Origin of the sequence: Geodermatophilus obscurus DSM 43160 (assembly GCF_000025345.1) — a bacterium.
GTDB classification, from domain to species: Bacteria; Actinomycetota; Actinomycetes; order Mycobacteriales; family Geodermatophilaceae; genus Geodermatophilus; species Geodermatophilus obscurus.
This window is the reverse complement of sequence record NC_013757.1, coordinates 3121106-3146238: the sequence shown is the minus strand read 5'-3', so window position 1 is coordinate 3146238 and position 25133 is coordinate 3121106. Positions and strand designations below refer to the sequence as shown.

Here is a 25133-nt window from a genome sequence, read left to right as displayed (position 1 = left end):
TGGGAGAGTGCAGGCCATGCGCATCGGCTCCCTCCGCCGTGGCCGGGCGCCGGAAGCGGCCCCCGGAGTGACCGGCACCGTGCGGCTCGACCGCCGCACCAAGAACCTCACCAAGCGGCTGCGGCCCGGTGACGTCGCGGTCATCGACCACGTCGACATCGACCGGGTCAGCGCCGACTCGCTGGTCGCCTGCAGGGTTGCCGCGGTGGTCAACGCCGCGCCCAGCACCTCCGGCCGCTACCCCAACCTCGGCCCCGAGATCCTGGTCGACGCCGGCATCCCGCTCGTCGACGGGGTGGGCAAGGAGGTGCTGTCGGCCGTCAAGGAGGGGACGGCGGTCCGCGTCGACGGCAACCGGCTGCTGCGGGAGGACGGCACCGTCGTCGCCGAGGGCACCGAGCAGACCGCGGAGTCCGTCGCCGAGGCGATGGCCGAGGCCCGCGCCGGGCTGTCGGTGCAGTTGGAGGCGTTCGCCACCAACACGATGGAGTACATGAAGCGCGAGCGCGCGCTGCTGCTCGACGGAGTCGGCGTCCCGGACGTAGCCACGCAGATCGAGGGCCGGCACGTGCTGGTCGTCGTCCGCGGCTACGACTACAAGGAGGACCTGCAGGCGCTGCGGTCCTACATCCGCGACTACCGGCCGGTGCTCATCGGCGTGGACGGCGGCGCGGACGCGCTCGTCGAGGCCGGCTACCGGCCCGACATGATCATCGGCGACATGGACTCGGTGAGCGACGACGTCCTGAAGAGCGGCGCCGAGGTCGTCGTGCACGCCTACGCCGACGGCCGCGCCCCCGGCCTGGCCCGCGTGCAGGACCTCGGGGTCGAGGCGATCACCTTCCCCGCCGCGGCCACGAGCGAGGACATCGCGATGCTGCTGGCCGACGAGAAGGGCGCCACGCTCATCGTCGCCGTCGGCACCCACGCCACGCTCGTCGAGTTCCTCGACAAGGGCCGCGGCGGCATGGCCTCCACCTTCCTCACCCGGCTGCGGCTGGGCGGCAAGCTGGTCGACGCCAAGGGGGTCAGCCGGCTGTACCGCAGCCGCATCTCGACCCTGACGCTCGTCGTCCTGGTGCTCGCCGCCCTGGTGGCCATCGGCTCGGCCCTCGCCGTCTCCGCGGTCGGCCGCGTCTACCTCGACCTGACGGTCGACCAATGGAACAGCTTCGTGTTCTGGCTGGAGAACCTCTTCTCGTGATCGACTTCCGCTACCACCTGGTCTCGCTGATCGCGGTCTTCCTGGCCGTCGCGCTGGGCATCGTCATCGGCACCACGGCGCTCAACGCGCCGATCCTCGAGGACCTCGAGGGCGAGGTGGCCGCGCTCGCCGAGGACAAGCGGGAGCTGGAGACCCAGACGCGGGAGCTGCAGGCCCAGGTGGACACCAGTGACGCCTTCGAGCAGGCCGTCGCCCCGTCCCTGGTCGCCGGCAACCTCGCCGGGCGCAGCGTCGTGCTGGTCGCGGCCGGCGAGGACGTCGCCACCGAGACCGTCGAGGAGGTCTCCACCCTCGTCGGCCAGGCCGGCGGCACCGTGACTGGCACGGTCCGGCTGCAGCCGGGGTACAGCGACCCGGCCACCGCCGCCGAGGTGCAGAGCTACGTCACCGGCCCGGGCCTGCCCACCGGCGTCACGCTGCCCGAGACCGACGACACCGGGCAGCTGGTCGGCTCGCTGCTGGCCCGGGTGCTCATGCGCCCGGCCGCTCCCGGCGCCCCGGCGCCGGACACCGCCGCGCTCTCCTCGGTGCTCGCCGGGCTGCGGGCCCTCGACGTGCTGGACGTCGAGTCCAGCTCGGTCACCCCGGCCGACTTCGCCGTGGTGCTCACCGCCGGCGCCCCCGCCGAGCAGGACGCCGAGCAGGACGCCGCGCAGCGCACCGACACCCTCGTCGACCTGGCGCTGGCCCTCGACGCCGCGGGCTCCGGCGCCGTCGTCGCCGGCGACGCCGCCTCGGCCGGGGACACCGGTCTGGTGGGCGTCATCCGCGCCGACCCGGAGAACTCGGTGGCCGTCTCGACCGTGGACAACGTCGACGCGGCGTCCGGCCGGATCAGCACGGTGCTCGCCCTCGGCCGGGAGAGCCAGGGCACCTCGGGCGCCTACGGCACCGGTGAGGACGCCCAGCCGGTGCCGCCGCTGCCCGCCGCGAGCCCGTGACCCGCCGGCGATCGGCGCTGCTCGCGCTCGGCGGTGCCGCCGGGGCCAGGCTGGGCCTGGCCGGTGCCGCCGCGCTGGACGCGCGCCCGTCCGGGGCGCCCTGGCGGCGCACCAACTACGCCGGCCGGCCGGTGACCCTGCTCGGCGGCCCGGCCCTGGCCCTCGCCGCGACGGCCTCCGCGGTCGCCGGCGCCCCGGCCGGCACCCGGGCTGCGGCCGCGCTGGTGGGCGCCGTGTCCGGGCTCGTCGGTGGCTACGACGACCTCGCCGGCGCCCGCCCCGAGCAGGCGCGCGACAAGGGGCTGGCCGGGCACCTGCGCGCGCTGCGGGCCGGGCGGGTCTCCGCCGGTGCGGTCAAGGTCGCCGGCATCGGCGCCGCCGCCGCGGCCGCCGCCCTGCTCCACAAGGACCCCGCTGCCCCCCACCGGCCCCGTCCAGGGCACCGCCCCGAGCCTGCGAGGGGTGAGGGGGACGGGGTCCTTCCACCTGCAGCGGGGCCGCTCCATCGCCTCACCCCGCTCGCCGACGCCGTCCTCACCACCGGGCTGGTCGCCGGCACCGCCAACCTGGTCAACCTGCTCGACCTGCGTCCCGGCCGGGCGGCCAAGGCCGCCGCGCTCGCCGCCGCCGCCGGGCTGGGGAGCCCGTCGGGCGCCCTCGTCGCCGGCCCGCTCGGAGCGAGCCTCGCCGTGCTGCCGGACGACCTGGGGGAGCGGGTCATGCTCGGCGACTGCGGCGCCAACGCCGTCGGCGCGCTGCTCGGGCTCCGGCTGGCGGCGGTGCCGGGCCGCGCGGCGCGTGCCGGGGCGCTCGCGGTCGTGGTCGGGCTGACCCTGGCCAGCGAGCGGGTGAGCTTCACGCGGGTCATCGAGGCCACCCCCGTGCTGCGGGAGCTGGACCGCCTCGGCCGACGCGGGGCATGAGCTCCCGGCACGTCGTCCGGGGGGTCGCCGGCGCCGCCGCGCTGATCGCCGTCCTCACCGTGCTGGCCCGGCTCGCCGGCTTCGGCCGCACGCTGGTCTTCACCAACGCCGTGGGCGCCGGCAGCTCCGGTGACACCTACCTGGCGGCCAACAACGTCCCGAACATCGTCTTCGAGGTCGTCGCCGGCGGCGCCCTGGCGAGTCTCGTGGTGCCGATGCTGGCCGGCGGCATCGCGACCGGCGACCGCGACCAGGTGCGGCGCACCGCCTCGGCGCTGCTCGGCTGGAGCCTGCTGGTGCTCACGCCGCTGGCCGTGCTGCTCGCCCTGTGCGCCGAGCCGGTCGCCCGGCTGCTGCTCGGCGCCGGGGACCCGGCCCAGGTCGAGCTCGCCGCCCGCTTCCTGGTCGTCTTCGCCCCGCAGGTCGTGCTGTACGGCATCGGCATCGTGCTCACCGGCGTGCTGCAGGCCCACCGCCGCTTCGCCGCCCCCGCGCTGGCGCCGCTGCTGTCCAGCGTCGTGGTCGCCGGCGCGTACCTCACCTTCGCCGCGATAGGCGGCAGCCGGACGGCGGAGGGGCTGTCCACCCCCGCCGAGCTCGTCCTCTCCGTCGGGACGACGCTCGGCGTGGCCGCCCTCTCGCTCTGCCTGGTCCTCCCGGTGCGCCGGCTGGGGCTGGGCCTGCGGCCGTCGCTGCGCTTCCCGGTGGGCGCCGCCCCGCGGGTGCGCCGGCTGGCGGTCGCGGGAGTGCTCACCCTCGCCGGGCAGCAGCTGCTGGCCGCGGTGGCGATCCGGCTGGCCAACGCCGGCGCCCCCGACGGCACCCAGGTCGTCTACACCGCCGGGCTCACCGTCTTCCTCGTGCCGTGGGCCGCGCTGGCGGTGCCGCTGGCGACCTCCGCCTACCCGGGCCTGGCCGAGCGGGCCGAGACCGGGGACGAGGCCGGCTTCCGCCGGGCGCTGGCCCCGGTGGCCGTCCTCGTCGTCGTCGCCTCGACCGTCGCCGCGGCGGTGCTGGTGGCGGTCGCCGGCCCGATGGCCGGGGTGTTCCTCGCCGGGCAACCGGCGGACGTCGTGGGCGCGCTGCGGGACACCGTCGTCGCCTTCGCGCCGGGGCTGCCGGGCTACGGGCTGGTGGCGTTGCTCTCCCGCGCGCTCTACGCCCGCGGGCTGTGGAAGGCGCCGACGGCGTGCGTGCTCGGCGGGTGGCTCGTGGCCGTGGCGGCCGACGTCGTCCTCGCCGCCCTGCTGCCCGCGGCCGACCGCGGGGCCGCCCTCGCCGCCGGCCACAGCACCGGGGTCACCGTCGCCGGGCTGGCGCTGCTCGCCGTGGTCGCGCGGGTCGTGGGGCCGGCCGGGCTGGCCGGGGTCGCCCGCACCGGGCTGCCCGCACTGCTGGCCGCCGCGCTCGCCGGGGCCGCGGGGCTGGCCGTCGCCGGCGCGCTGGGCGCCGACCCGGTGCCGGGCGGCGGTCTGCTCGCGACGGTCGGCGCCGGGGTGCTCGCCGCGGCGGCCGCCCTGGCCGTCGCCACGGCGGTCATGATGGGAACGGCGCGCGGCCCGCTGCTGGCCGCCGTGCGCGGTGTGAGACGAGGCGATCCCCAGGAGGTGCACGGTGGCTGAGCGGCTCCCGCTGCAGGGCCGCCGGGTGGCCGAGGTCCTGGCCACCAGCACCGGTGGGGTGGGCACGCACGTGCGGGCGGTGCTGCCCGTCCTGGTCGCGGCCGGCGCCGACGTCCGGGTGTGCGGACCTGCGGCCACCGAGCAGCTGTTCGGCTTCACCGCGGCGGGTGCCGCCTTCGCGCCCGTCGGGATCTCGGCCGGCCTCTCGCCCGGCGCCGACGCCCGCGCCGTCGCCGCGCTGCGCCGCGCCACCGCCGACGCGGACCTGGTGCACGCCCACGGCCTGCGCGCCGGCCTGGTCGCCGCGGCGGCCCGCCGGCTCGGCGACCGCAGCCGGCCCCTGGTGCTCACGCTGCACAACGCCCTGCCCGAGGGCGGAGGCGCGCTGCGCCGGGTGCTGCGGCTGGCCGAGCGGGCCACGATCAGCGGCGCCGACGTCGTCCTCGCCGCCTCCGGTGACCTCGCCGAGAACGCCTGGCGGCAGGGTGCGCGGGACGTGCGGGTCGCCCCCGTCTCCGCGCCGCCGCTGCCCGCCGCGGCCCGGACCGCCGCCGAGGTGCGCGCCGAGCTCGGCCTGGCCGACGGCCGGCCGCTGGTCCTCGCCGTCGGGCGGCTGCACCCGCAGAAGGGCTATGACGTCCTGCTCGACGCCGCCGCCCGGTGGGCCGGCAGCTCGCCGCCACCGCTGGTGGCGGTCGCCGGCGACGGCCCGCTGCAGGACGAGCTCGCCGCCCGGATCGCCGCCGAGCGGCTGCCCGTGGTGCTGCTCGGCCGGCGCAGCGACGTCGCCGACCTGCTGGCCGCCGCCGACCTCGCCGTGCTGCCCTCGCGCTGGGAGGCCCGCTCGCTGACCGCACAGGAGGCGCTTCGCGCCGGCACCCCGCTGGTCGCCACCCGCACCGGCGGGCTGCCCGAGCTGCTCGGGGACGGCGCGCAGCTGGTGCCCGTGGGCGACCCCGTCGCGCTGGCCGACTCGGTCACCGGGTTGCTGGCCGACCCCGCGCGCGCCCGGCGGCTGGCCGAGGCCGGCAGCCGGCAGGCGGCGACCTGGCCGGACGAGGCCGCCACCGCCCGCCAGCTGGTCGCCCTCTACCGCGAACTGCTCGGCGCACCCCGATGACCCGGCTCGCGGCGCTGCTGCTCGCCGTCCTGGCCGTGCTGGTGGCCGGCGGCGGGACCGCCCGCGCCGCCCCGGCGGAGGGCGCGAGCGCCGACCGGGTGGTCGTCGTCGGCGTCCCCGGCCTGGTGTGGGACGACGTGGACCCGCAGGCCACCCCGCAGCTGTGGGCACTGGCCGAGGGCTCGCCGATCGGCGCGGTGTCGGTGCGGGCCGCCCGCGCCACCAGCTGCGTGCTCGACGGCTGGGCCACTCTCGGGGCGGGCAACCGCGCGCGCTTCCCGGCGCCGGACGAGTCGATCCCGCCGGTGCCGCTGCCGACCGTCCCGCTGCCCGGCGAGGCCCCCGCCGATCCGGGCGCACCGGCGGACGCCGCGCCGCAGGAGTCCACCCCGCCGGTGCCGCCGGCCAGCCCGGCGCTGTCGCACTGCGGACTGCAGGAGCGGCTGGCCGCGGCCGGCCTGGCCGATCCGCAGACCGCCGTCGCCGCGGTGGCCGCGGACTCCGCCACGGCCCGCTTCGGCGCCGACCCCGCGGCGCTGGGGCAGGCGGTCGGCTGTGCCACCGTCGTCGGCCGGGCGCCGGCGCTGGCCGTCGCCGCCCCCGGCGTGACGATCGGTCAGCGCGAGCAGCTGCCGGCCGACCCCGGTGAGCTGCTGACCGGCTGCCCGCTGGCGCTCGTCGGCCTCAACGACCTGGTCGACGCCGGCGAGCCGGCGCTCGAGGGCAGCGACACCGGCACCGAGCCGCGGCCCCGCGCGGCCGCGCTGGCCGCGATCGACGCCGCGCTCGGCCGGCTGGTCGAGGCCGTGGCGGCCGCGCCGGGGGAGACGCTGCTGCTCGTGCAGGGCATCAGCGAGGTCAACGACGGCCGGGCGCAGCTGCACGTCGCCATCGCCTCCGGCCCGGGGTTCACCGAGCCGCGCTGGCTGACCTCGGCGAGCACCGGGCGGGCGCCGTTCGTGCAGCTCATCGACGTCGCGCCGACCGTGCTGGCCGCGCTGGGCCTGGAGCGGACGGCGTCGATGAACGGCCAGCCGCTGCAGTCCGAGGACGAGCGGCGACCGCTGGCCGAGGCGATCCCACTGCTCGAGCGGGCCAACACCGCCGCCTCCGTGCACTACCGCAGCACCGGCGCCTTCTTCATCGGCCTGGTGCTGCTGAACGCCGCCGTCGTCGGCCTGGGCCTGCTGGTGGCCGGCGGCCGGCGCCGTGACCGGGCACCACGCCCGGCCGGCGAGCGCCTGCGCGGCGCGGTGCGCCCGGTCGCGCTCGGGGCCGCGGCGGTGCCGGTCGCCAGCTACCTCGCCGGGCTGCTGCCGTGGGAGCGGGCCGGTGTGCCGCGCCTGGCGCTGGCCGGCAGCGTCCTGCTCGCCGCGGCCGCGGTGCTCGCCGTCGCCGCGCTGGGCCCGTGGCGCCGGCACCGGCTGGGACCGCCGGCCGCCGTCCTGGTGATCACGCTGGGCACCCTGGTGGGCGACGTGCTGACCGGGTCGACCCTGGAGCTCAACGGCCTGCTCGGCTACGACCCGATCGTGGCCGGGCGGTTCACCGGCTACGGCAACCTCGGCTTCGGGCTGCTCGGGACCAGCGCGCTGCTGCTCACCGCCGCCCTCGCCACCGCGGCCGGCCGCCGGGCGCCGGCCGGCCGGGCCCGGGTGGCGACCGCGGCGGTCGTGCTCGGCGCCGGGGCGCTCACCGTGCTCGTCGTCGGGGCCCCGATGCTGGGCCGCGACTTCGGCGGGGTGCTCGCCGCCCTCCCCGGGTTCCTGCTGCTGGCGATGCTGCTCACCGGCACCCGCGTGACGGTGACCCGGATGGCGGCGGTGCTGGCGCTGGCGGTGGCTGCGGTCGGCTCGCTGGCGTTCGTCGACTGGCTGCGTCCGCCGTCCGAGCGCAGCCACCTGGGCCGGTTCGTCGAGCAGCTGCTCACCGGCGAGGCGTGGACGGTGGTCAGCCGCAAGGCAGAGGCCAACCTCGGCATCCTCTTCGGCAGCCCGCTGGCCTGGCTGCTGCCGGTCGCGCTGGTCGCCGCCGTCTGGCTGGTGCGCCCGGCGGGGTGGCTGCCGGGTCCGCTGCGCGGGCCCGGGTTGCTGCGCGGCCGCCGCGACCTGCTGCCGGCCGCCGACCTCGTGGTCCTGCGGGCCGGGCTGCTGGCCGCCGCGCTCAGCCTCGCCCTCGGGGCGGCCGCCAACGACTCCGGCGTGGCCCTGCCGGCGACCGCGGCGACGCTGCTCGTGCCGCTGCTGGTGTGGCTGGGCGCCGGCCCGCGCAGCGGCGCGGAGGTGGCCGACGGCACCCCGTCGGACCGGGCGGGGGAGGGCGGCACCCGTGTTACGGTCGTCTCCCGTGGATCGACCGCATGGCACGCGTGACTATGACCACGGGATGAGGGGTCTCCTCCACAACTCCCAGCCGACGAAGTTCGTCTTCGTCACCGGCGGAGTCGTCTCCTCCCTCGGCAAGGGCCTGACGGCCAGCTCCCTCGGGGCCCTGCTGTCCAGCCGTGGCCTGCGGGTCACGATGCAGAAGCTGGACCCCTACCTCAACGTCGACCCCGGCACGATGAACCCGTTCCAGCACGGCGAGGTCTTCGTCACCGAGGACGGCGCCGAGACCGACCTGGACATCGGGCACTACGAGCGGTTCCTCGACACCGACCTCACCGGCCGGTCGAACGTGACCACCGGCCAGGTGTACTCCGAGGTGATCGCCAAGGAGCGCCGCGGGGAGTACCTCGGCGACACCGTGCAGGTCATCCCGCACATCACCAACGAGATCAAGTCGCGCATCATGGCCGCGGCCGAGGGCCCCGAGCGCGTGGACGTCGTCATCACCGAGGTCGGCGGCACCGTCGGCGACATCGAGTCGCTGCCCTTCCTCGAGGCCGCCCGCCAGGTGCGCCACGAGATCGGCCGGGACAACTGCTTCTTCCTGCACATCTCGCTGGTGCCCTACATCGCGCCGTCCGGTGAGCTGAAGACCAAGCCGACCCAGCACTCGGTCGCCGCGCTGCGCAACATCGGCATCCAGCCCGACGCGCTGGTCTGCCGCTCGGACCGGGAGATCGGCACCGGGCTCAAGCGCAAGATCAGCCTGATGTGCGACGTCGACGCCGAGGGCGTCATCTCCTGCCCCGACGCGCCGTCGATCTACGACATCCCCAAGGTGCTGCACCGCGAGGGCCTGGACGCCTACGTCGTCCGCCGGCTGGGCCTGCCGTTCCGTGACGTCGACTGGACCGTGTGGGGCGACCTGCTCGACCGGGTCCACGCGCCGAAGCAGACGGTGACCATCGCGCTGGTCGGCAAGTACATCGACCTGCCCGACGCCTACCTGTCGGTGACCGAGGCGCTGCGGGCCGGCGGGTTCGCGCACCGCAGCCGGGTGCAGATCCGCTGGGTGCCCTCCGACGACTGCCAGACCCCCGAGGGCGCCGAGCGGGCGCTGGCCGGCGTCGACGGCGTCTGCATCCCGGGCGGGTTCGGCGTCCGCGGCATCGACGGCAAGCTGGGCGCGATCCGGCACGCGCGGGTCAACGGCGTCCCGCTGCTGGGCCTGTGCCTGGGCCTGCAGTGCATGGTCATCGAGGCGGCGCGCAACCTGGCCGGGTTGCCGGAGGCCAACTCCGCCGAGTTCGACGCGGACACCCCCGACGCGGTCATCGCGACGATGGCCAGCCAGGTCGACGTCGTCGCCGGGCGGGGCGACATGGGCGGCACGATGCGGCTGGGCAGCTACCCGGCGTCCCTGCAGAAGGGCTCGGTCGTCGCGCAGGCCTACGGCGCATGCGAGATCACCGAGCGGCACCGGCACCGCTACGAGGTGGCCAACGCCTACCGCGACCGGATCGGCGAGGCCGGGTTGGTCTTCTCCGGCACCTCGCCCGACGGCCTGCTGGTCGAGTTCGCCGAGCTGCCGCGCGAGGTGCACCCGTTCTTCGTCGGCACCCAGGCGCACCCGGAGCTCAAGAGCCGCCCGACCCGGCCGCACCCGCTGTTCGCGGCGTTCGTGCAGGCGGCGATCGACTTCTCCGAGTCCGCCCGGCTGCCGGTGCCGATCGACGAGGCCGAGAAGGTGGGGATCTGATGGACCGCTGGGCTCCCGGGACCCAGGAGGTGGGGATCTGATGGTGGAGCCCGCCCGGCCGGGGGAGTACGAGGTCCTCGCCACCGAGACGGTGCACGAGGGCCGCATCATCACGCTGGTCAAGGAGACCGTCGCCATGCCCGGCGGCGGGGACAGCGTCCGGGAGATCGTGCGGCACATCGGTGCGGTGGCCGTCGCCGCGGTGGACGACGAGGGGCGGATCGTGATGGTCCGCCAGTACCGCCACCCGGTCCGCGGCTACCTGTGGGAGCTGCCCGCGGGCCTGCGTGACGCGGACGGCGAGGCCCCGCTGGCCACCGCTAAGCGGGAGCTGGCCGAGGAGGCGGGCCTCGCCGCTGAGCGCTGGTCGCTGCTGGCGAACAGCTACAGCACGCCGGGCTTCTGCAGCGAGCAGATCCTCGTCTACCTCGCCGAGGGGCTGTCGGCCGTCGACCGGCCGGAGGGCTTCGTCGTCGAGCACGAGGAGCTGGACATGACCGTGGAGCGGGTGCCGCTGGACGAGGCGGTGCAGCGGGTCTTCTCCGGGGGGATCCGCAACTCCTCGGCGGTCATCGGCGTCCTGGCCGCGGCGCAGGTCCGGGCGACCGCGCCGCAGCTGCGTCCCGCCGACGCTGAATGACCACCTCGTCGGAGGTGGCCCCTCCGCAGGGGCCCGCCGCGAGCTCGCGAGCGGTGGGGGCAGAAGGGTCCTTCATGGGATGACGACGGCGGACGAGGTGCCCACCTGCACCCAGCGCAGCACGCCGAGGGAGTCGGGCACCTCCTCCTCCAGCCAGAACACGTAGGGGACGCCGGAGGTCAGGCCGGCGAAGGTCACCGTGACCGGCACGCAGTCCGCGGGCTGGGCGGCGACCTGGAACGGCGGGTCCGGCTGCAGGCCGCTGACCAGCTGCTGGCTGACCGCCTGCACCCGGTACCGCTGCACCGCGGCGGAGCCGTCGGCCTGCCAGCTCACCGTGGCCGAGGCGACGCCGGGCACCACACCCGGGAGGATCTGCCGCGGGTTGGCGTAGCCGCCGCACGCCGACGGCGGCGGATCGGTGTCGGGCATGACGCCGTAGGGCACGCCGGGCCGCACCCGGACCTCGATGGGCTGCGGGCGCGGGATGTCCACGACGCTCACCGGGGGGACGGCGGCCGGGGCTGCGGGCGCCGGGGCGACGACGCGCACCTGGCCGGGCAGCGCGGCTGCCGGAGCGGGGACGGCGGGCAGCGGCGTGCGGGAGGCGGTCACCGTCGCGGCGACCTCGGTGACCGGGCCGCTGAGCGCGATCAGCCCGACCGCCGCCACCGCGGCGACCGTCCCGGTCCCGCGTCCCCGCCGTCGTGCCCGCCGTGCCACGCAGTACCTCCCGGTGTCCTCCCCGTCATCGGCAGTCCCACCGGCCTCCTCAAGCCCAATCGACCCACGGTCCCGCCCCGGGCGCTGAGCACCGCAGGCGGCTCACAGCTCGATCCCGCGCACCACCCACAGGTGAGGGGTCACGAGCACCCGTCCCCGTGGCGGGATGGCGCCGGGCACGGCAGCGAGGTCGTCGCTGCGGTCGGCGATGCGCAGCGCCAGCGCACCGGCGCGCTGGTCCAGCAGCAGGCGGACCTCGACACCGTCCGCCGGCGCGCCCTCGAGGACGAACCCGAAGTCCCAGGGGCCGAACGCGCCGTTGAGCGGCAGCTCCCGGCCGGCGACACGCGCGCCGCGCACCGTGGCGCCGGCGGCGTCCACCCACAGGCCCACCGCAGCAGCGCCGCGAGCGGAGGACAGGCGCAGGACCAGCTCGCGCTGCCCGTCGCGGGCCGTGTCGGCCACGACCGCGACCTCCGGCGCCGCCAGGTCGACCAACGGTGCGGGCCCGTGGGCGAGCGGGGCGTCCCCCGCGCGGGGGAGGACGTCGTCGAGCCGGGCGGGGGACCGGGTCAGCAGCTCGGCGCTCCAGGTGCTGCGCGGGCCGGTGCGCGAGGTCCACAGCGCCGTCCTGGCGTCGGCGTCGAGGACGTACTCCAGCTGTTCCTGGCGCGGCGCCGTGGCGCCTGCCCGGTTGATCACGAGCCCGGCGGCCGTCATTCCCACCGCGAGGAGGAGCACCGCCGTCGGCACCGCGGCCGTCCTCCGCACCTGCCGGCGCCGGGGCGTGTGCGGCAGCGGCCAGGCGAGGTCGACCACGGGCAGCACCAGCAGCAGGAGCACGCAGAGGAACGCCGCAGCGGCGGGCCCGCCCGTGGCCAGCCCGACGTCCGCGGCGACCCAGGCGCCCGGCCCGAGCAGCAGGGTGGCGCCCGCCGAGCCGACCAGGACCGCGGCGGCGCGCACGGCGGCCGCCCGCGGGGGTATCACCTCCGCGGCCAGGGACCCGACGACGGCGCAGAGCACCGGCAGGACCAGCAGGCCGGAGACCCCGGGTACCAGCACCAGGAGCGCTCCGGCGACGGCCAGCGCGGTCAGCGCACCGGTGGCGACCGCGGCTGGACCCAGTCGGGAGCGGACCGAGGCGTACCCACCCAGGACCATGCCGGCAGCCGCCAGCAGCACCGCCACCCCGTAGGCGGTGGGCCGGTACGGGTCCCCGACCACCGCGGAGGCCTGGCCGGGGTCGACCAGCAGCGCCAGCTGCCACGTCGCCCACCCCGCGGTCCCGGCGGCGGCCAGCAGCACCACCGCGACGAGGGCGGACAGCGCGGTGCGCGGCAGCGTCAGTGCGCGCCGGCGCCGGCGCAGCGCCACCAGCGCCGTCGCGCCGGTGAGCGCGGCGAGGGCCAGCGGTCCCTCCGCCGCCTGCGGGTACCGCAGCAGGCCCCAGGGCAGGGTCGTGACCACCTGCCCGCCGCCGGCTGCGACCGTGGCCAGGTCCGCTGCGGCGAGGTCGCGGGCCACCGCGAGGCTGGTGTCGCCCATCTGCTGCACGGAGGCGGGGCTCAGGTGCGCCAGGTCGTCGACGGGCGAGTGGTAGTGGGCGCTGCCGGCGGCGATCGCCGTGTCGAGCGCGTGCAGGCCGGCCCCGGTGAGCGGGGTGAAGTCGGTGCCGTTGGGCAGTGCCTCGAAGGCCGCCTCGGAGGCGGAGTCGGCCGAGGCCCCCGGCGCACCCGACAGCGCCTCGAGCAGCACCCCGTTCGGGGACGTCGTCCGGAAGGTGGTCGGGGCTCCCCACGCCCCGCGGGCCTCGTGGTTGAGCACCACCGTCTCCCCGAGCGAGGCCGCGCGCTCACGGGCGAAGGCCTCGGCGCCGAGCAGGCCGGGCTCCTCGGCGTCGGTCAGCAGCACCACGACGTCGTTGCGCAGCGGGGCGGCGTCCTCGGCGCTCAGCGCCCGCGCCACCTCCAGCACGGTGCCCACCCCGATGCCGTCGTCGGCGGCACCCGGGGAGCCGGCGACGGTGTCGTAGTGCGCGGCGAGCACCACCGTGCCGGTGGGGTCGGTGCCCGGCCAGGTGGCGACGACGTTGCGCACGAGCGCCACCGGCTGGGTGCCGGCCTCCTCGAAGTCGGTGGCCCCCACGGCCTGGTGCACCTCGGTGCGCCAGCCCCAGGCCCCGAGGGTGGCGAGCAGGTGTCCACGGGCGAGGGCGTGGCCGGGCGACCCCACCGGGCGCGGGACGACGGCGACGTGCGCCAGCTGGTCGAGGGCTCGTGCAGCGCTGAACACCTCCACCGCCGCGTCCGCCGCCCGCGGTCGTGCCGGGGCCATGGCGAGCACCGCCAGGACGGCGACCAGCAGCAGGACCGCCGATGCGGCGATGCCGACCACGGGCCGCGGGGCCCGCGCAGTCGTGTCGTCGCGACTGCGCATGACCTCGACCTCCGGCGTGCAGGTGGCGGCACGGACGCCCTGCCCGGCGAGGACGCGGTAGGCAGCATGGAACCGGGGACCACGACCCGCCAGGGGCGGGGAACCGGTGACCCGCCGGCCGGCGCGTCCCGGACGTACGCACCGACGACAGCGGGTCCTGCAGCGCGCCGAGCGCCGTCACGGAGAGGTCGGAGCCCGCCCACGCGTCGGTGGTGGGCCGAGGAGACCGGCGCCGGGCACTCCGAGGCGCTCCAGCTCCACGGCCGCCAGCGCCCGCGTGGCGGCCGGCTCGCCGGCCCGCCAGGCACCCGCGGTGCCCGGCGGCAGGGCGGCGAGCCGGGTCAGCGGCGCGGTGGCCAGCGCCCGTGCTGCGAGCACGTCCGGGTCGGCCACGGCCAGCTTCCGGGCCACGCCGACGTCCCGCACCCAGGCCAGCCGCCACGGCAGCCAGCGCAGCAGCAGCCAGCCCACCGGGAGGACGACGAGGACGACGGCGAGCACGGTGGCCAGCGTGCCGACGGCGTCCTGCGCGGCCTGCCCCGCGCCGCCGACCGACCCGCCGGCCGAGCCGAGGGCCTCGAACGGTGCGGCCAGCTCGTCACCGACCACGGGGACGTCCTCGGCGGCCTGCGCGGCCGAGGACATGCTGTCGGCGACCGATGCGCCGAGGTCCTCGACGGCGCGGCCCGGCTCGGCCAGGGCGAGGACCGCGCCGTGCACCGTCCGGGCGACCAACACCCACAGCACCAGCCAGGCCAGCAGCCCGACGTCGGCGGCGAGCTGGCGGCCGCGCAGCGCGGGGGACGGGGCGTACAGGTGCACGGGCACTCCTCCTGTCGGACGACGGACCCGCCCACCTTCCGCCCCGGCCGCCCTCCCCGCAGGCGGAGACCCCGGGGCGCTGGCAGGCTGACCTGGTGCTGACCTCCGACCAGGCCCTGGCCCTCCTCTCCGCCGCCCGCGAGGAGTGCGCCCGGGTCGGCGTACCCATGTCCTTCGCCGTGGTGGACGCGGCGGGCCACCTCGTGGCCCTGCTGCGCACCGACGGCGCGCCGTGGATCTCCACCGACGTCGCCCAGGGCAAGGCCTGGACCGCGGCGGCCTACGGCATGCCCAGTGCGGGGCAGAAGACCAAGATGGACAGCCTGCCGAACTTCTCCACCGCGCTCAGCGCGATGACCGGGGGCCGCTTCACGCCGCAGCCGGGCGCCGTCCCGGTCTACGCCGACGGGCAGCTGGTCGGGGCGCTCGGCGCCAGCGGTGGCACCGGGCAGCAGGACGAGGACGTCTGCAGCACCGCCGTCACCGCCTGCGGGTACGCCACCACCGCCGACTGAGGGAGCACCTCGGCGCCCGTGCAGGGGCCCGCCGCGCGGGCTCCCTCGCAGGGGCCCGCCAGCGGCCCCGTCCAGGGCACCGCCCCGAGCGGAGCGAGGGGTGGGGAGGACGGGGTCCTTTCATGGCGGGGGGCGAGGGGGTCCTTCTCCTAGACTCCGCGCGAGGCGCGCCCCGACCGGGTGGGCCCACGACGCGGTGCGGCGCCCGTCACCCTCGGGACGTCCCGCCGGGACCAGGAGAGCGGACGATGCGGGTCGGGGTTCCCCGAGAGGTCAAGAACCGGGAGTACCGGGTGGCGCTCACCCCTGCCGGGGTGACCGAGCTGGTGCGGGCCGGCCACACGGTGCTCGTCGAGCGGGGCGCGGGGGAGGGCTCGTCCATCCCGGACGGCGACTACACCGCCGCCGGGGCGACGATCGTGGCCGACGCCGACGACGTGTGGGCCGACGCCGACCTGCTGCTCAAGGTCAAGGAGCCGGTCGCCGAGGAGTACTCCCGCCTCCGTGCCGGGCAGACGCTGTTCACCTACCTGCACCTGGCGGCGTCCAAGGAGTGCACCGACGCGCTCGTCACCTCCGGCACCACCGCGATCGCCTACGAGACGGTGCAGACCGCCGGCGGCGCGCTGCCGCTGCTCGCCCCGATGTCGGAGGTCGCCGGCCGGATGGCGCCGCAAGTCGGCGCGCACAGCCTGGAGCGCGCACACGGCGGCCGGGGCGTGCTGCTCGGTGGCGTCTCCGGCGTCTACGCGGCCAAGGTCGTCGTCATCGGCGCCGGCGTCTCCGGCATGAACGCCGCCGCGATCGCCCTGGGCATGCAGGCCGAGGTCGTCGTCCTCGACCGGGACATCGACAGGCTGCGCGCCGCCGACCGCATCTACCAGGGGCACCTGCAGACGGTCGCCTCCAACGCCTACGAGGTGGAGCGGGCCGTCCTCGACGCCGACCTGGTCATCGGCGCGGTGCTCGTCCCGGGCGCGAAGGCGCCGACGCTGGTCAGCAACGAGCTGGTGTCGCGGATGAAGCCGGGCTCGGTGCTCGTCGACATCGCCGTCGACCAGGGTGGGTGCTTCGAGGACACCCGTCCCACCACCCACGACGACCCGACCTTCCGGGTGCACGACTCGGTCTTCTACTGCGTGGCGAACATGCCCGGTGCGGTCCCCAACACCTCGACCCACGCGCTCACCAACGTGACGCTGCCCTACGTCATGGCGCTGGCCAACGAGGGCACCGTCGCCGCCGCCCACGCCGACCCGGCTCTGGCGCACGGCGTCAACGTGGTCGCCGGGCAGGTCGTGCTGCCCGAGGTCGCCGCGGCGCACGGGATGACCGCCGTCCCCCTGGAGGAGGTGCTGTCCTGACGACAGCGACGGGAGCATCGCAGCGAGCGCCAGCGAGCGAGGAGCGGCCCGGCGCGCGGAGTCGGGACGATGGGCAGGGTCTGAGCGCGCCCACCACCTCCGCCGTCGACCGGGTGGTCACCGGGTACCTCGACCACCTCACCGTCGAGCGCGGCCTGGCCGCCAACACCATCTCCTCCTACCGCCGCGACCTGCGCCGCTACACCGAGTTCCTCGACGCCGCGGGCGTGCGCGGGCTGGGCGAGGTGGCCGAGTCCGACGTCGCCGGGTTCCTCGCCGCGCTCCGGCAGGGGGACGACGACCACCCTCCGCTGTCGGCCACCTCGGCGGCGCGCGCAGTGGTCGCCGTCCGGGGGCTGCACCGCTTCGCACTGCTGGACGGCCTCGTGCCCGACGACGTCGCCCACGAGGTGCGCCCGCCGTCCCCGGCGCGGCGGCTGCCCAAGGCCATCCCGGTGGAGTCGGTGGTCGCGCTCATCGAGGCCGCCGGCGCGCTGGAGGGGCCGCGGGGGCTGCGCGACCGGGCGCTGCTGGAGCTCCTGTACGGCACCGGGGCGCGCATCTCCGAGGCGGTCGGGCTGGCCGTCGACGACCTCGACCGCGGCCAGTCGGTGGTGCGGCTGGCCGGCAAGGGCGGCAAGCAGCGCATCGTGCCGGTCGGGTCCTACGCGCTGCGGGCGGTGGAGGACTACCTGGTGCGCGCCCGTCCGGCGCTCGCCGCGGCCGGCCGGGGCGGGGTGCGCGGCGGCGCGCTGTTCCTCAACGCCCGCGGCGGGTCGCTGTCGCGGCAGAGCGCCTGGGCGATCCTGCGGACGGCGGCCGAGCGGGCCGGGCTCACGGCGGAGGTCTCGCCGCACACGTTGCGGCACTCGTTCGCCACCCACCTGCTCGACGGCGGCGCCGACGTCCGCGTCGTGCAGGAACTGCTCGGTCACGCGTCGGTGACCACCACCCAGGTCTACACGCTCGTCACCGTCGACCGGCTGCGCGAAGTGTACGCCAGCAGCCACCCGCGTGCGTTGACCTGACAGCTGCTCGGTGATCCTCTCGGCGTCTTCTGCCAGCGGATTCGGGTGCATGTGACGGCTGTGTTGTCACGGGTCGCCAAGTCGACACGACATGCGGCGTGCCTCCTGGGTGAACCGTGGTGATCTCCTTACCGTCGGTACATCCCGCGCGGCAGAACGACTGACCGCTCCCGGTGCGAACCGGAACGGGCACGAGGTGGAGGACACGACAGCGATGGCGATCCGAGGGGACGCGGCCGGCCAGGCCTTCGCGCTCCCGACCGACCCCGAGCCCGAGATGGGCGCCGCCGCGCCGCGGCTGGACCCGGCCCGCGCGCGCATGCGCCGGCTGCCGGACCCCAAGCCGCTGACGCAGCACGGCCCCGCGCGGATCATCGCGATGTGCAACCAGAAGGGCGGCGTCGGCAAGACGACGTCGACCATCAACCTGGGTGCCGCGCTGGTGGAGTACGGCCGCAAGGTGCTGCTCATCGACCTCGACCCGCAGGGTGCGCTGTCGGTGGGCCTCGGCGTCCCGGCGCAGAACCTCGACCGGACCATCTACAACGCCCTCATGGAGCGGCGCACCTCGCTGAAGGACGTGCGGGTGTCCACCGACATCCCCGGCCTGGACCTGGTCCCGAGCAACATCGACCTGTCCGCCGCCGAGGTGCAGCTGGTCAGCGAGGTGGCGCGTGAGCAGACGCTGCTGCGGGTCCTCGCCGACGTCCGGGACGAGTACGACTACATCCTCATCGACTGCCAGCCCTCGCTCGGCCTGCTGACGGTCAACGCGCTGACCGCCGCGCAGGGCGTCGTCATCCCGCTGGAGTGCGAGTTCTTCTCGCTGCGCGGTGTGGCCCTGCTCGTCGACACCATCGAGAAGGTCAAGGAGCGGCTGAACCCCGAGCTGGAGATCTCCGGGATCCTCGCCACGATGTACGACGCGCGCACCGTGCACTGCCGCGAGGTGTTCAGCCGGGTGGTCGAGGCCTTCGGCGACACCGTGTTCCAGACCGTCATCCAGCGGACCGTGCGCTTCCCGGAGACCACGGTCGCCGGTCAGCCGATCACCACGTGGGCGCCGACGTCCACGGGCGCGTCGGCCTACCGCGACCTGGCGAAGGAGGTCCTGGCACTGTGACCCGCCGTCCCACCCTCCCGGGTGCGGCAGAGCTGTTCCGCCGCACCGACGCCGCCCCGGCGCCGGAGGTCACCGAGCTGCCCAGCATCAGCGCCACGGTGAGCTCGCCGGCGCTGCGCGGCGGGCCGGCCCGCCGGGGCGACGGCGAGACGACCGCGCCGCTCACCCTGGTGCCCGGCGGTGCGGACGACGCCGACCCGCTGGCCTCCTTCCGCCAGCCCACCCCGGCCGTGGCGCCGGTCCGGCCCACCCGGGGCCGGGCGCAGCGCACCGAGCGGACCAAGCACGACGAGAAGATCACCGTCTACATCTCCGCCGAGGAGCTGCTGGCGCTGGAGAGCGCGCGACTCACGCTGCGCGGCCAGTACGGCGTCGCCGCCGACCGCGGGCGGATCGTGCGCGAGGCGATCAACGTGCTGCTCGCCGACCTGGCCGAGCGCGGCGAGGACTCGGTCCTGGTCCAGCGCCTGAAGAAGTAGCGGGGTCCTCCGCACCGCGGTAGCCGCCACCGTCGGTGACCACTCCTAAGCTGAGGGTGTGACAGCGACGGGTGCGCCGGAGGTCGGCAGCGGACGGTTCACCGTCAAGCTGACGAACTTCGAGGGCCCGTTCGACCTGCTGCTGCAGCTCATCGGCAAGCACAAGCTCGACGTCACCGAGATCGCGCTGTCCCGGGTGACCGACGAGTTCATCGCGCACCTGCGCGCGCTCGGCGACGAGCTGCACCTCGACCAGGCCAGCGAGTTCCTCGTCGTCGCGGCCACCCTGCTCGACCTCAAGGCCGCCCGGCTGCTGCCCGCCGCCGAGGTCGAGGACGACGAGGACCTCGAGCTCCTCGAGGCGCGCGACCTGCTGTTCGCCCGGCTGCTGCAGTACCGCGCCTACAAGCAGGCGGCCGCCTTCCTCCGCGAGCGCGAGGCCGGCGCCGTCCGCCGCCACGCCCGCGACGTCGCGCTGGAGCCGCGTTTCGCGGACCTGCTGCCCGAGGTGCTGCTCGGCATCACGCCCGAGCAGTTCGCCGCGCTGGCCACCGAGGCGCTGACCCCGCAGGTGCCGCCCACGGTCGGCGTCTCCCACCTGCACGCGCCGGCCGTCAGCGTGTCCGAGCAGCTCCTGCTGGTGCGCAACCAGCTCCTCGCGGCCGGGACGGCGAGCTTCCGGGCGCTGACCGCGGACTGCGGGCACACCCTCGAGGTGGTCGCCCGGTTCCTCGCCCTGCTCGAGCTCTACCGCCAGCAGCGGGTCGTCTTCGAGCAGCTGACCCCGCTCGGGGAGCTGCACGTGCGCTGGACCGGTGGCGCGGACCCGGGGCCCGAGATCCTCGTCGACGGGGAGTACACGTGAGTGACGAGCGGCCGCCCGTCTCGTGGGACGCGCTGGCCGCGGAGCTGGCCGCCACCCGCGAGGAGGCCGAGCAGCGCGGTGGCCCCGACCCCGCGACCTGGGACGCCGTCGCCGCGGAACTCGCCGCCCGCGTCGCCGAGCGGCCGGCAGCGGGAGCCGAGCCCGCTCCGGTCGAGGAGCCCGCGCCCCTGGCCCCGCCCGTCGCCGCGGTCCCGTCGCGCGAGCCGGAGCCGGAGTCGGAGCCGGAGCCGGGGCCCGAACCGGCGCCCGAGCCGGAGCCCGACCTCGACCCGGCCGCGCTGCGCGGCGGGCTGGAGGCGCTGCTGTTCGTCGTCGACACCCCGGTCGACGAGGTCACGCTGGCCGGTGCGCTGCGCTGCCCCGTGCCGCGGGTGCGGACCCTCCTGGCCGAGCTGGCCGAGGACTACGACCGCCGCGGCGCGGGCATCACGCTGCGCCGGGTGGGGGAGGGCTGGCGGCTCTACACCCGCGAGGAGCACGCCGGCGTCGTCGAGCGCTACCTCGTCGACGGGCAGCGCAGCCGGCTCACCCAGGCGGCGCTGGAGACCCTCGCCGTCATCGCCTACCGGCAGCCGGTGACCCGCGCGCGGGTGTCGGCGATCCGAGGCGTCGGTGTGGACGGCGTCATGCGCACGCTCATGTCCCGCGGGCTGGTGTCCGAGGTCGGCACCGATCCCGACAGCGGCGGCGGGCTCTACGCGACCACCCCGCTGTTCCTCGAGCGGCTCGGGCTGGAGAGCCTCGACGAGCTGCCCGAGCTCGGTCCGCTGCTGCCCGAGACGTCGTCCCTGCTGGACGAGCACCCCGACGCCTGAGGGTCGACCATTGCCGGGGTTTCTCGTGCGTTGCCGGTGCTGCAGGACCGGCAATGCGCGGCGAACGCCGGCAATGCCCGGACTCCCGCGCGGTTCTTTGCGTCCTCGCGTCGGTGCAACAGCGCAAGAGCGGCAGGAACGACACGGGTGCAGCGTGCCCGATGACCCGCACAGCGGGGCGGGGACGACGGGACACCGGGTGGGAGACTGGACGGCGATGGACACCGCCCCGCACGACGACAGCACCCCCGGCCCCGCCGAGGGGTGGTCGGAGGACATGGAGCTCGCCCCCGCGCACCCCGGGGACCGCGGCCGCAGTGGCACCGACGCGTCGGCGGAGGGGGAGCGGCTGCAGAAGGTCCTCGCCCGCGCCGGGGTCGGCTCGCGCCGCGTCGTGGAGAACATGGTCGACCAGGGCCGGATCAGCGTGAACGGCAAGACGGTCGCCGTGCAGGGCATGCGGGTCGACCCCGAGCGCGACAAGATCGCCGTCGACGGCGTCCGCATCGAGCTGCGCGACGACCGCGTCACCTACGCGCTGAACAAGCCGCCGGGCGTCATCACCGCGATGAGCGACGACCGGAACCGGCCGACCGTCGGGGACATGGTCGGCGACCTGGCGCCCGGCCTGGTGCACGTCGGCCGGCTGGACCAGGACACCGAGGGCCTGCTGCTGGTCACCAACGACGGCGAGCTGGCCCACCGCCTCGCGCACCCCTCCTACGAGGTCAAGAAGACCTACCTGGCGCAGGTGTCGGGCTCGGTCCCGCGCGACATGGCCCGCCGGCTGCGCTCCGGGGTGGAGCTGGAGGACGGCCCGGTGAAGGTCGACTCGTTCCGGGTGGTCGACACCCACGCCGGGCAGTCGGTCGTCGAGGTCGTGCTGCACGAGGGCCGCAAGCACATCGTCCGGCGGCTGCTGGCCTCCGTCGGGCTGCCGGTGTCCCGGCTGACCCGCACCGCCGTCGGCCCGGTCAAGCTCGAGCGCATGCGCAGCGGGTCGATCCGCCGGCTCTCCCGCGCCGAGGTCGGTGCGCTGGAGGAGGCCGTCGGCCTCTAGGGCCCACCCACCGCGCACGCGGCGACGCCGGCCTCCCGGTCAGTGCGACGCGGCTCCGAGTTCGACGAGGAGGACGCCGAGGGCGACCAGGGCGATGCCCGCGCCCATCGTCCGGGTGAGCGGCTCCCCGAAGGCGACACGGGCGATGACGGCGGTGAGGGCGATGCCGCTGGCCGCCCAGACGCCGTAGGCGACGCCGACCGCCATGCCCCGTGCGAGCGCGAGCGTCAGGAACCCGAAGGACACGACGTAGGCGGTGGCGATCGCCGGGATCCACCGCTTCCTCCGGAGGCCGTCGGACGCGCGGAGGAACATCGTCCCCGCGACCTCCGAGACGATCGCCGCGCCCAGCAGGAGCCAGGTCACCGAACGTCTCCGGAGGACTGCTCGGCCCGGTGGGAGCCGAGCTCGACCAGCAGCACGCCGGCCACGATGGCCACGAAGCCCAGCCCCATGACGCCGGTGAGCGACTCGTCGAAGAGGACCGCTGCGGCGAGGGCGGTCAGGGTGACGCCGCTCGCGGCCCAGATGCCGTAGGCCACGCCGATGGCCATGCCGCAACGGAGGACGGCGGCCAGGAAGACGAAGGACGCGGTGTAGCCGACCGCCGTGAGCACGGACCACGCGGGCCGGTCGGTCGCGGCGCGCAACGCCAGGGTCGCGCTGACCTCGGAGAGGATCGCTCCTGCCAGCCACGGCCATGCGGTCACGGGGTGGGTCCTTCCGGGTCGGAGGTGCAGTTGGCCAGCGGGAGGCCGGTGCCGGCACCGCGGTCGCTGGGTGCAGGCGGGACGACCCGGGTGCAGATCGCGGCCCGGAGGTCGGCGGTGCCAGGACGGCCGGCGGGCTCAGCCAAGCCGGCGGACCGGGTCGGCCAGCACGTCGCCCAGCGCGCGCAGGGCGGCTCCCGTCGCACCCGCCGCCGGGGGACCGGTCACGGCCGCCACCACCGGACGGCGCCACCGCGCCGAGAGGACCCGCTGGCTCAGCAGCTCCTCGAGCCGGGGGCGCAGCGGGCCGGCGAGCGCAGCCAGGTGCCCGCCCAGGACGACGGCCGGCAGGTCGAGCACGTTGACCACGCCGGCCAGCGCGACGCCGAGCGCGCGGGCCGCGGCGTCGAGCGCCCGCCGGACGTCGGCGTCCCCGGCCGAGGCGCGGGCGACGACCTCCGCCGGCGCGGTGTCCAGCGGGAGCCCGGCTGCGGCGAGCAGCGCGTGCCGCCCGGCGTACTGCTCCAGGCAGCCGGTGGAGCCGCAGCGGCAGGCCGGCCCGTCGGGGTCCACGCAGACGTGCCCCACCTCGCCGGCCCAGCCGGCGCTGCCGGTCATCACCCGCCCGCCGACCACCGCGGCGCCGCCGATCCCGATCTGCCCGGAGAGGTAGAGGAAGTCGCGCAGCGGACCGGGGTGCCCCGGCGCGGTCTCGGCCACGGTGCGGGCGGCCAGGTCGGCCTCGTTGCCCGGCACCGGGCGCAGTCCGTCCGGCAGGTGCGCCGTCAGCAGGCCGACGGCGTCGACGTCGGACCAGCCGAGGTTGGGGGCGCGCAGCAGCAGGTGGCGCTCGACGTCGACCAGGCCCGGCAGCGCCAGCCCGGCGCCGGCCAGCCGCAGCTCACCGGCGGGCCCGGCGAGCAGGTCGGTGGCCAGCGCGCCGAGCCGGGCCAGGGTGCGCGCGGGGTCGCTGCCGACCAGGTCGTCCTCCTCGACGCGCTCGGCGACCACCCGGCCGCGCAGGTCGAGCAGGCGGGCGGCGAGCAGTCCGGCGTCCACCTGCAAGCCCAGCGCGCCGATCCGGGCGCCGGGCAGCAGCGGGGTGGCCGGGCGCCCGCGGCGGGGCAGCGCCAGGCGCTCGCCCTCGTCGAGCAGCCCGCCTGCGACCAGCTCGTCGACCAGCCGGGCGGCGGTCGCGCGTGTCGTCCCGGTACGGACGGCGATGTCGGCGCGCGAGAGCGGCCCGTCGGCGGCGCAGACGGTGCGCAGCACGAGGGCCAGGTTGCTGCTGCGCAGCGTCGACTGCCGCGCCCCGGTCCCCTCCGACGTCCGCACCCCTTGAGGTTAGCCGGGTCGCTGCTTTATGTTCTACGAAAGAACAAAACCCGATCGAGGGAGATCGCATGACCGCGCCGCAGCCCACCAAGGACGACCGGTTCACCTTCGGCCTCTGGACCGTCGGCTGGCAGGCCCGCGACCCGTTCGGCGACGCGACCCGCCCGGCGCTCGACCCGGTGGAGAGCGTGCACCGCCTCGCCGAGCTGGGCGCCGCCGGCGTCACCTTCCACGACGACGACCTGATCCCGTTCGGCAGCGAGGACGCCGAGCGCGCCAAGCACGTGCAGCGCTTCACGGACGCGCTGGAGGAGACCGGCCTCGTCGTCCCCATGGCCACGACCAACCTGTTCACCCACCCGGTGTTCAAGGAGGGCGCGCTCACCGCCAACGACCGCGACGTCCGCCGGTACGCGCTGCGCAAGGTCATGCGGAACATGGACCTCGCCGCCGAGCTCGGCGCGCGGACCTACGTGCTGTGGGGCGGCCGCGAGGGCGCCGAGGTCGACAGCGCCAAGGACCTGCGTGCCGCGCTCGACCGCTACCGCGAGGGCATCGACACCCTGGCGCAGTACTCGGAGGACCGCGGCTACGGGCTGCGCTTCGCCCTGGAGCCCAAGCCGAACGAGCCGCGCGGCGACATCTTCCTGCCGACCATCGGTCACGCCCTGGCCTTCATCTCCACTCTCGAGCACGCCGACCTGGTCGGCCTGAACCCCGAGGTCGGCCACGAGCAGATGGCCAACCTCAACTACACGCACGGCATCGCCCAGGCGCTGTGGCAGGGCAAGCTCTTCCACATCGACCTCAACGGCCAGCACGGGCCCAAGTTCGACCAGGACCTGGTCTTCGGCCACGGCGACCTGCTCAGCGCCTTCGGCACCGTCGACCTGCTCGAGCACGGCGGCCCGAACGGGAGTCCGGCCTACGACGGGCCGCGGCACTTCGACTACAAGCCGCTGCGCACCGAGGACATCGACGGGGTGTGGGCCTCGGCCGCGGCCAACATGCGCACCTACCTGCTGCTCAAGGAGCGGGCGGCGGCCTTCCGCGCCGACCCGGAGGTGCAGGAGGCGCTGGCCGCCGCCCGCGTGCCCGAGCTGGCGCAGCCCACGCTGGCCGACGGCGAGACGTACGAGGACCTGCTGGCCGACCGTGCGGCGTTCGAGGAGTTCGACGCGGAGGCGGCCGGTGCCCGTCCCGGTGGTCAGGTGCGGCTCTCGCAGCTGGCGGTGGAGCACCTCCTCGGCGCCCGCTGACTCCGGTAGGCACTCCGT

23 protein-coding genes are annotated in these 25133 nt (G+C 76.1%); 17 read left to right on the top strand and 6 right to left on the bottom strand.

From position 1 onward, the window contains the following. Window positions 1-16 precede the first annotated feature (16 nt). From steA to GOBS_RS14635, 8 genes are read left to right on the top strand one after another with little or no spacing between them, the layout of a single operon-like run. On the top strand, window positions 17-1204 hold the full coding sequence (gene steA / locus GOBS_RS14670; protein ID WP_012949047.1) for a putative cytokinetic ring protein SteA: 1188 nt from the start codon (window positions 17-19) through the stop codon (window positions 1202-1204). Then, the gene (locus GOBS_RS14665) at window positions 1201-2166 is read left to right on the top strand and encodes a copper transporter (protein WP_012949046.1); all 966 of its coding nucleotides are present in this window, start codon (window positions 1201-1203) and stop codon (window positions 2164-2166) included. The genes steA and GOBS_RS14665 overlap by 4 nt, the downstream gene beginning before the upstream one ends. Beyond that, on the top strand, window positions 2163-3089 hold the full coding sequence (locus GOBS_RS14660; protein WP_012949045.1) for a hypothetical protein: 927 nt from the start codon (window positions 2163-2165) through the stop codon (window positions 3087-3089). Before GOBS_RS14665 ends, GOBS_RS14660 begins: the two co-directional genes overlap by 4 nt. Beyond that, window positions 3086-4711, top strand: a complete 1626-nt coding sequence (gene murJ / locus GOBS_RS14655; RefSeq protein WP_012949044.1) for a murein biosynthesis integral membrane protein MurJ — start codon at window positions 3086-3088, stop codon at window positions 4709-4711. The genes GOBS_RS14660 and murJ overlap by 4 nt, the downstream gene beginning before the upstream one ends. After that, the gene (locus tag GOBS_RS14650) at window positions 4704-5831 is read left to right on the top strand and encodes a glycosyltransferase family 4 protein (protein WP_012949043.1); all 1128 of its coding nucleotides are present in this window, start codon (window positions 4704-4706) and stop codon (window positions 5829-5831) included. Before murJ ends, GOBS_RS14650 begins: the two co-directional genes overlap by 8 nt. Then, complete coding sequence (locus GOBS_RS14645; protein WP_012949042.1) at window positions 5828-8203, top strand: membrane protein; 2376 nt, start codon at window positions 5828-5830, stop codon at window positions 8201-8203. Before GOBS_RS14650 ends, GOBS_RS14645 begins: the two co-directional genes overlap by 4 nt. 13 nt (window positions 8204-8216) lie before the next feature. Further along, window positions 8217-9917: a CTP synthase gene (locus GOBS_RS14640; RefSeq protein WP_012949041.1), complete on the top strand. Its 1701-nt coding sequence runs from the start codon at window positions 8217-8219 to the stop codon at window positions 9915-9917. 40 nt (window positions 9918-9957) lie between these two features. Next, a complete protein-coding gene (locus tag GOBS_RS14635) occupies window positions 9958-10557 on the top strand; it encodes an NUDIX domain-containing protein (RefSeq protein ID WP_012949040.1) in 600 nt (199 codons plus the stop codon). 72 nt (window positions 10558-10629) lie between these two features. Here GOBS_RS14635 and GOBS_RS25530 read toward each other — a convergent pair whose 3' ends face one another. The 3 genes from GOBS_RS25530 to GOBS_RS14620 all read right to left on the bottom strand — a co-directional run bounded on the left by GOBS_RS25530 (window position 10630) and on the right by GOBS_RS14620 (window position 14541). After that, a complete protein-coding gene (locus GOBS_RS25530) occupies window positions 10630-11280 on the bottom strand; it encodes a hypothetical protein (RefSeq protein WP_012949039.1) in 651 nt (216 codons plus the stop codon). Between the two features lie 102 nt (window positions 11281-11382). Beyond that, complete coding sequence (locus tag GOBS_RS14625) at window positions 11383-13719, bottom strand: M28 family peptidase (RefSeq protein ID WP_012949038.1); 2337 nt, start codon at window positions 13717-13719, stop codon at window positions 11383-11385. A gap of 177 nt (window positions 13720-13896) precedes the next feature. Continuing rightward, complete coding sequence (locus GOBS_RS14620; RefSeq protein ID WP_012949037.1) at window positions 13897-14541, bottom strand: hypothetical protein; 645 nt, start codon at window positions 14539-14541, stop codon at window positions 13897-13899. 95 nt (window positions 14542-14636) lie between these two features. Here GOBS_RS14620 and GOBS_RS14615 point away from each other — a divergent pair, with 95 nt between their 5' ends. The 8 genes from GOBS_RS14615 to GOBS_RS14580 all read left to right on the top strand — a co-directional run bounded on the left by GOBS_RS14615 (window position 14637) and on the right by GOBS_RS14580 (window position 21811). Then, window positions 14637-15056, top strand: coding sequence for a GlcG/HbpS family heme-binding protein (locus GOBS_RS14615; protein ID WP_012949036.1), 420 nt, complete (start codon window positions 14637-14639; stop codon window positions 15054-15056). Between the two features lie 248 nt (window positions 15057-15304). Beyond that, a complete protein-coding gene (ald, locus tag GOBS_RS14610) occupies window positions 15305-16420 on the top strand; it encodes an alanine dehydrogenase (protein WP_012949035.1) in 1116 nt (371 codons plus the stop codon). 113 nt (window positions 16421-16533) lie between these two features. Further along, the gene (gene xerD, locus GOBS_RS14605; RefSeq protein WP_208104300.1) at window positions 16534-17448 is read left to right on the top strand and encodes a site-specific tyrosine recombinase XerD; all 915 of its coding nucleotides are present in this window, start codon (window positions 16534-16536) and stop codon (window positions 17446-17448) included. Window positions 17449-17662: 214 nt separating this feature from the next. Then, window positions 17663-18571 (top strand): ParA family protein, encoded by a 909-nt coding sequence (locus tag GOBS_RS14600; RefSeq protein ID WP_012949033.1) that lies wholly within the window; start codon window positions 17663-17665, stop codon window positions 18569-18571. After that, entirely contained in the window at window positions 18568-19050 is a 483-nt protein-coding gene (locus GOBS_RS14595; RefSeq protein WP_012949032.1) for a hypothetical protein, read from the top strand. The genes GOBS_RS14600 and GOBS_RS14595 overlap by 4 nt, the downstream gene beginning before the upstream one ends. A 58-nt stretch (window positions 19051-19108) precedes the next feature. Then, window positions 19109-19915: a segregation and condensation protein A gene (locus GOBS_RS14590; RefSeq protein WP_012949031.1), complete on the top strand. Its 807-nt coding sequence runs from the start codon at window positions 19109-19111 to the stop codon at window positions 19913-19915. Beyond that, window positions 19912-20751 (top strand): SMC-Scp complex subunit ScpB, encoded by an 840-nt coding sequence (scpB, locus tag GOBS_RS14585; RefSeq protein WP_012949030.1) that lies wholly within the window; start codon window positions 19912-19914, stop codon window positions 20749-20751. The genes GOBS_RS14590 and scpB overlap by 4 nt, the downstream gene beginning before the upstream one ends. 217 nt (window positions 20752-20968) lie before the next feature. Then, window positions 20969-21811, top strand: coding sequence for a pseudouridine synthase (locus GOBS_RS14580; RefSeq protein ID WP_012949029.1), 843 nt, complete (start codon window positions 20969-20971; stop codon window positions 21809-21811). A gap of 39 nt (window positions 21812-21850) precedes the next feature. Here GOBS_RS14580 and GOBS_RS14575 read toward each other — a convergent pair whose 3' ends face one another. From GOBS_RS14575 to GOBS_RS14565, 3 genes are all read right to left on the bottom strand, one after another. Further along, window positions 21851-22177: a DMT family transporter gene (locus GOBS_RS14575; RefSeq protein ID WP_012949028.1), complete on the bottom strand. Its 327-nt coding sequence runs from the start codon at window positions 22175-22177 to the stop codon at window positions 21851-21853. After that, a complete protein-coding gene (locus GOBS_RS14570) occupies window positions 22174-22521 on the bottom strand; it encodes a DMT family transporter (protein WP_012949027.1) in 348 nt (115 codons plus the stop codon). Before GOBS_RS14570 ends, GOBS_RS14575 begins: the two co-directional genes overlap by 4 nt. A gap of 138 nt (window positions 22522-22659) precedes the next feature. Beyond that, window positions 22660-23856: an ROK family transcriptional regulator gene (locus tag GOBS_RS14565; RefSeq protein WP_012949026.1), complete on the bottom strand. Its 1197-nt coding sequence runs from the start codon at window positions 23854-23856 to the stop codon at window positions 22660-22662. Between the two features lie 68 nt (window positions 23857-23924). Between GOBS_RS14565 and xylA the strand changes: the two genes are divergently transcribed. Next, the gene (gene xylA, locus GOBS_RS14560; protein WP_012949025.1) at window positions 23925-25115 is read left to right on the top strand and encodes a xylose isomerase; all 1191 of its coding nucleotides are present in this window, start codon (window positions 23925-23927) and stop codon (window positions 25113-25115) included. Window positions 25116-25133 lie beyond the last annotated feature (18 nt).

Coding starts and splice junctions, on each gene's coding strand:
- xylA (WP_012949025.1), top strand. CDS start 23,925: ATGACCGCGCCGCAGCCCACCAAGGACGACCGGTTCACCTTCGGCCTC.
- ald (WP_012949035.1), top strand. CDS start 15,305: ATGCGGGTCGGGGTTCCCCGAGAGGTCAAGAACCGGGAGTACCGGGTG.
- GOBS_RS14625 (WP_012949038.1), bottom strand. CDS start 13,719: ATGCGCAGTCGCGACGACACGACTGCGCGGGCCCCGCGGCCCGTGGTC.
- GOBS_RS14635 (WP_012949040.1), top strand. CDS start 9,958: ATGGTGGAGCCCGCCCGGCCGGGGGAGTACGAGGTCCTCGCCACCGAG.
- GOBS_RS14600 (WP_012949033.1), top strand. CDS start 17,663: ATGGCGATCCGAGGGGACGCGGCCGGCCAGGCCTTCGCGCTCCCGACC.
- murJ (WP_012949044.1), top strand. CDS start 3,086: ATGAGCTCCCGGCACGTCGTCCGGGGGGTCGCCGGCGCCGCCGCGCTG.
- GOBS_RS14640 (WP_012949041.1), top strand. CDS start 8,217: ATGAGGGGTCTCCTCCACAACTCCCAGCCGACGAAGTTCGTCTTCGTC.
- GOBS_RS14645 (WP_012949042.1), top strand. CDS start 5,828: ATGACCCGGCTCGCGGCGCTGCTGCTCGCCGTCCTGGCCGTGCTGGTG.
- GOBS_RS14580 (WP_012949029.1), top strand. CDS start 20,969: ATGGACACCGCCCCGCACGACGACAGCACCCCCGGCCCCGCCGAGGGG.
- steA (WP_012949047.1), top strand. CDS start 17: ATGCGCATCGGCTCCCTCCGCCGTGGCCGGGCGCCGGAAGCGGCCCCC.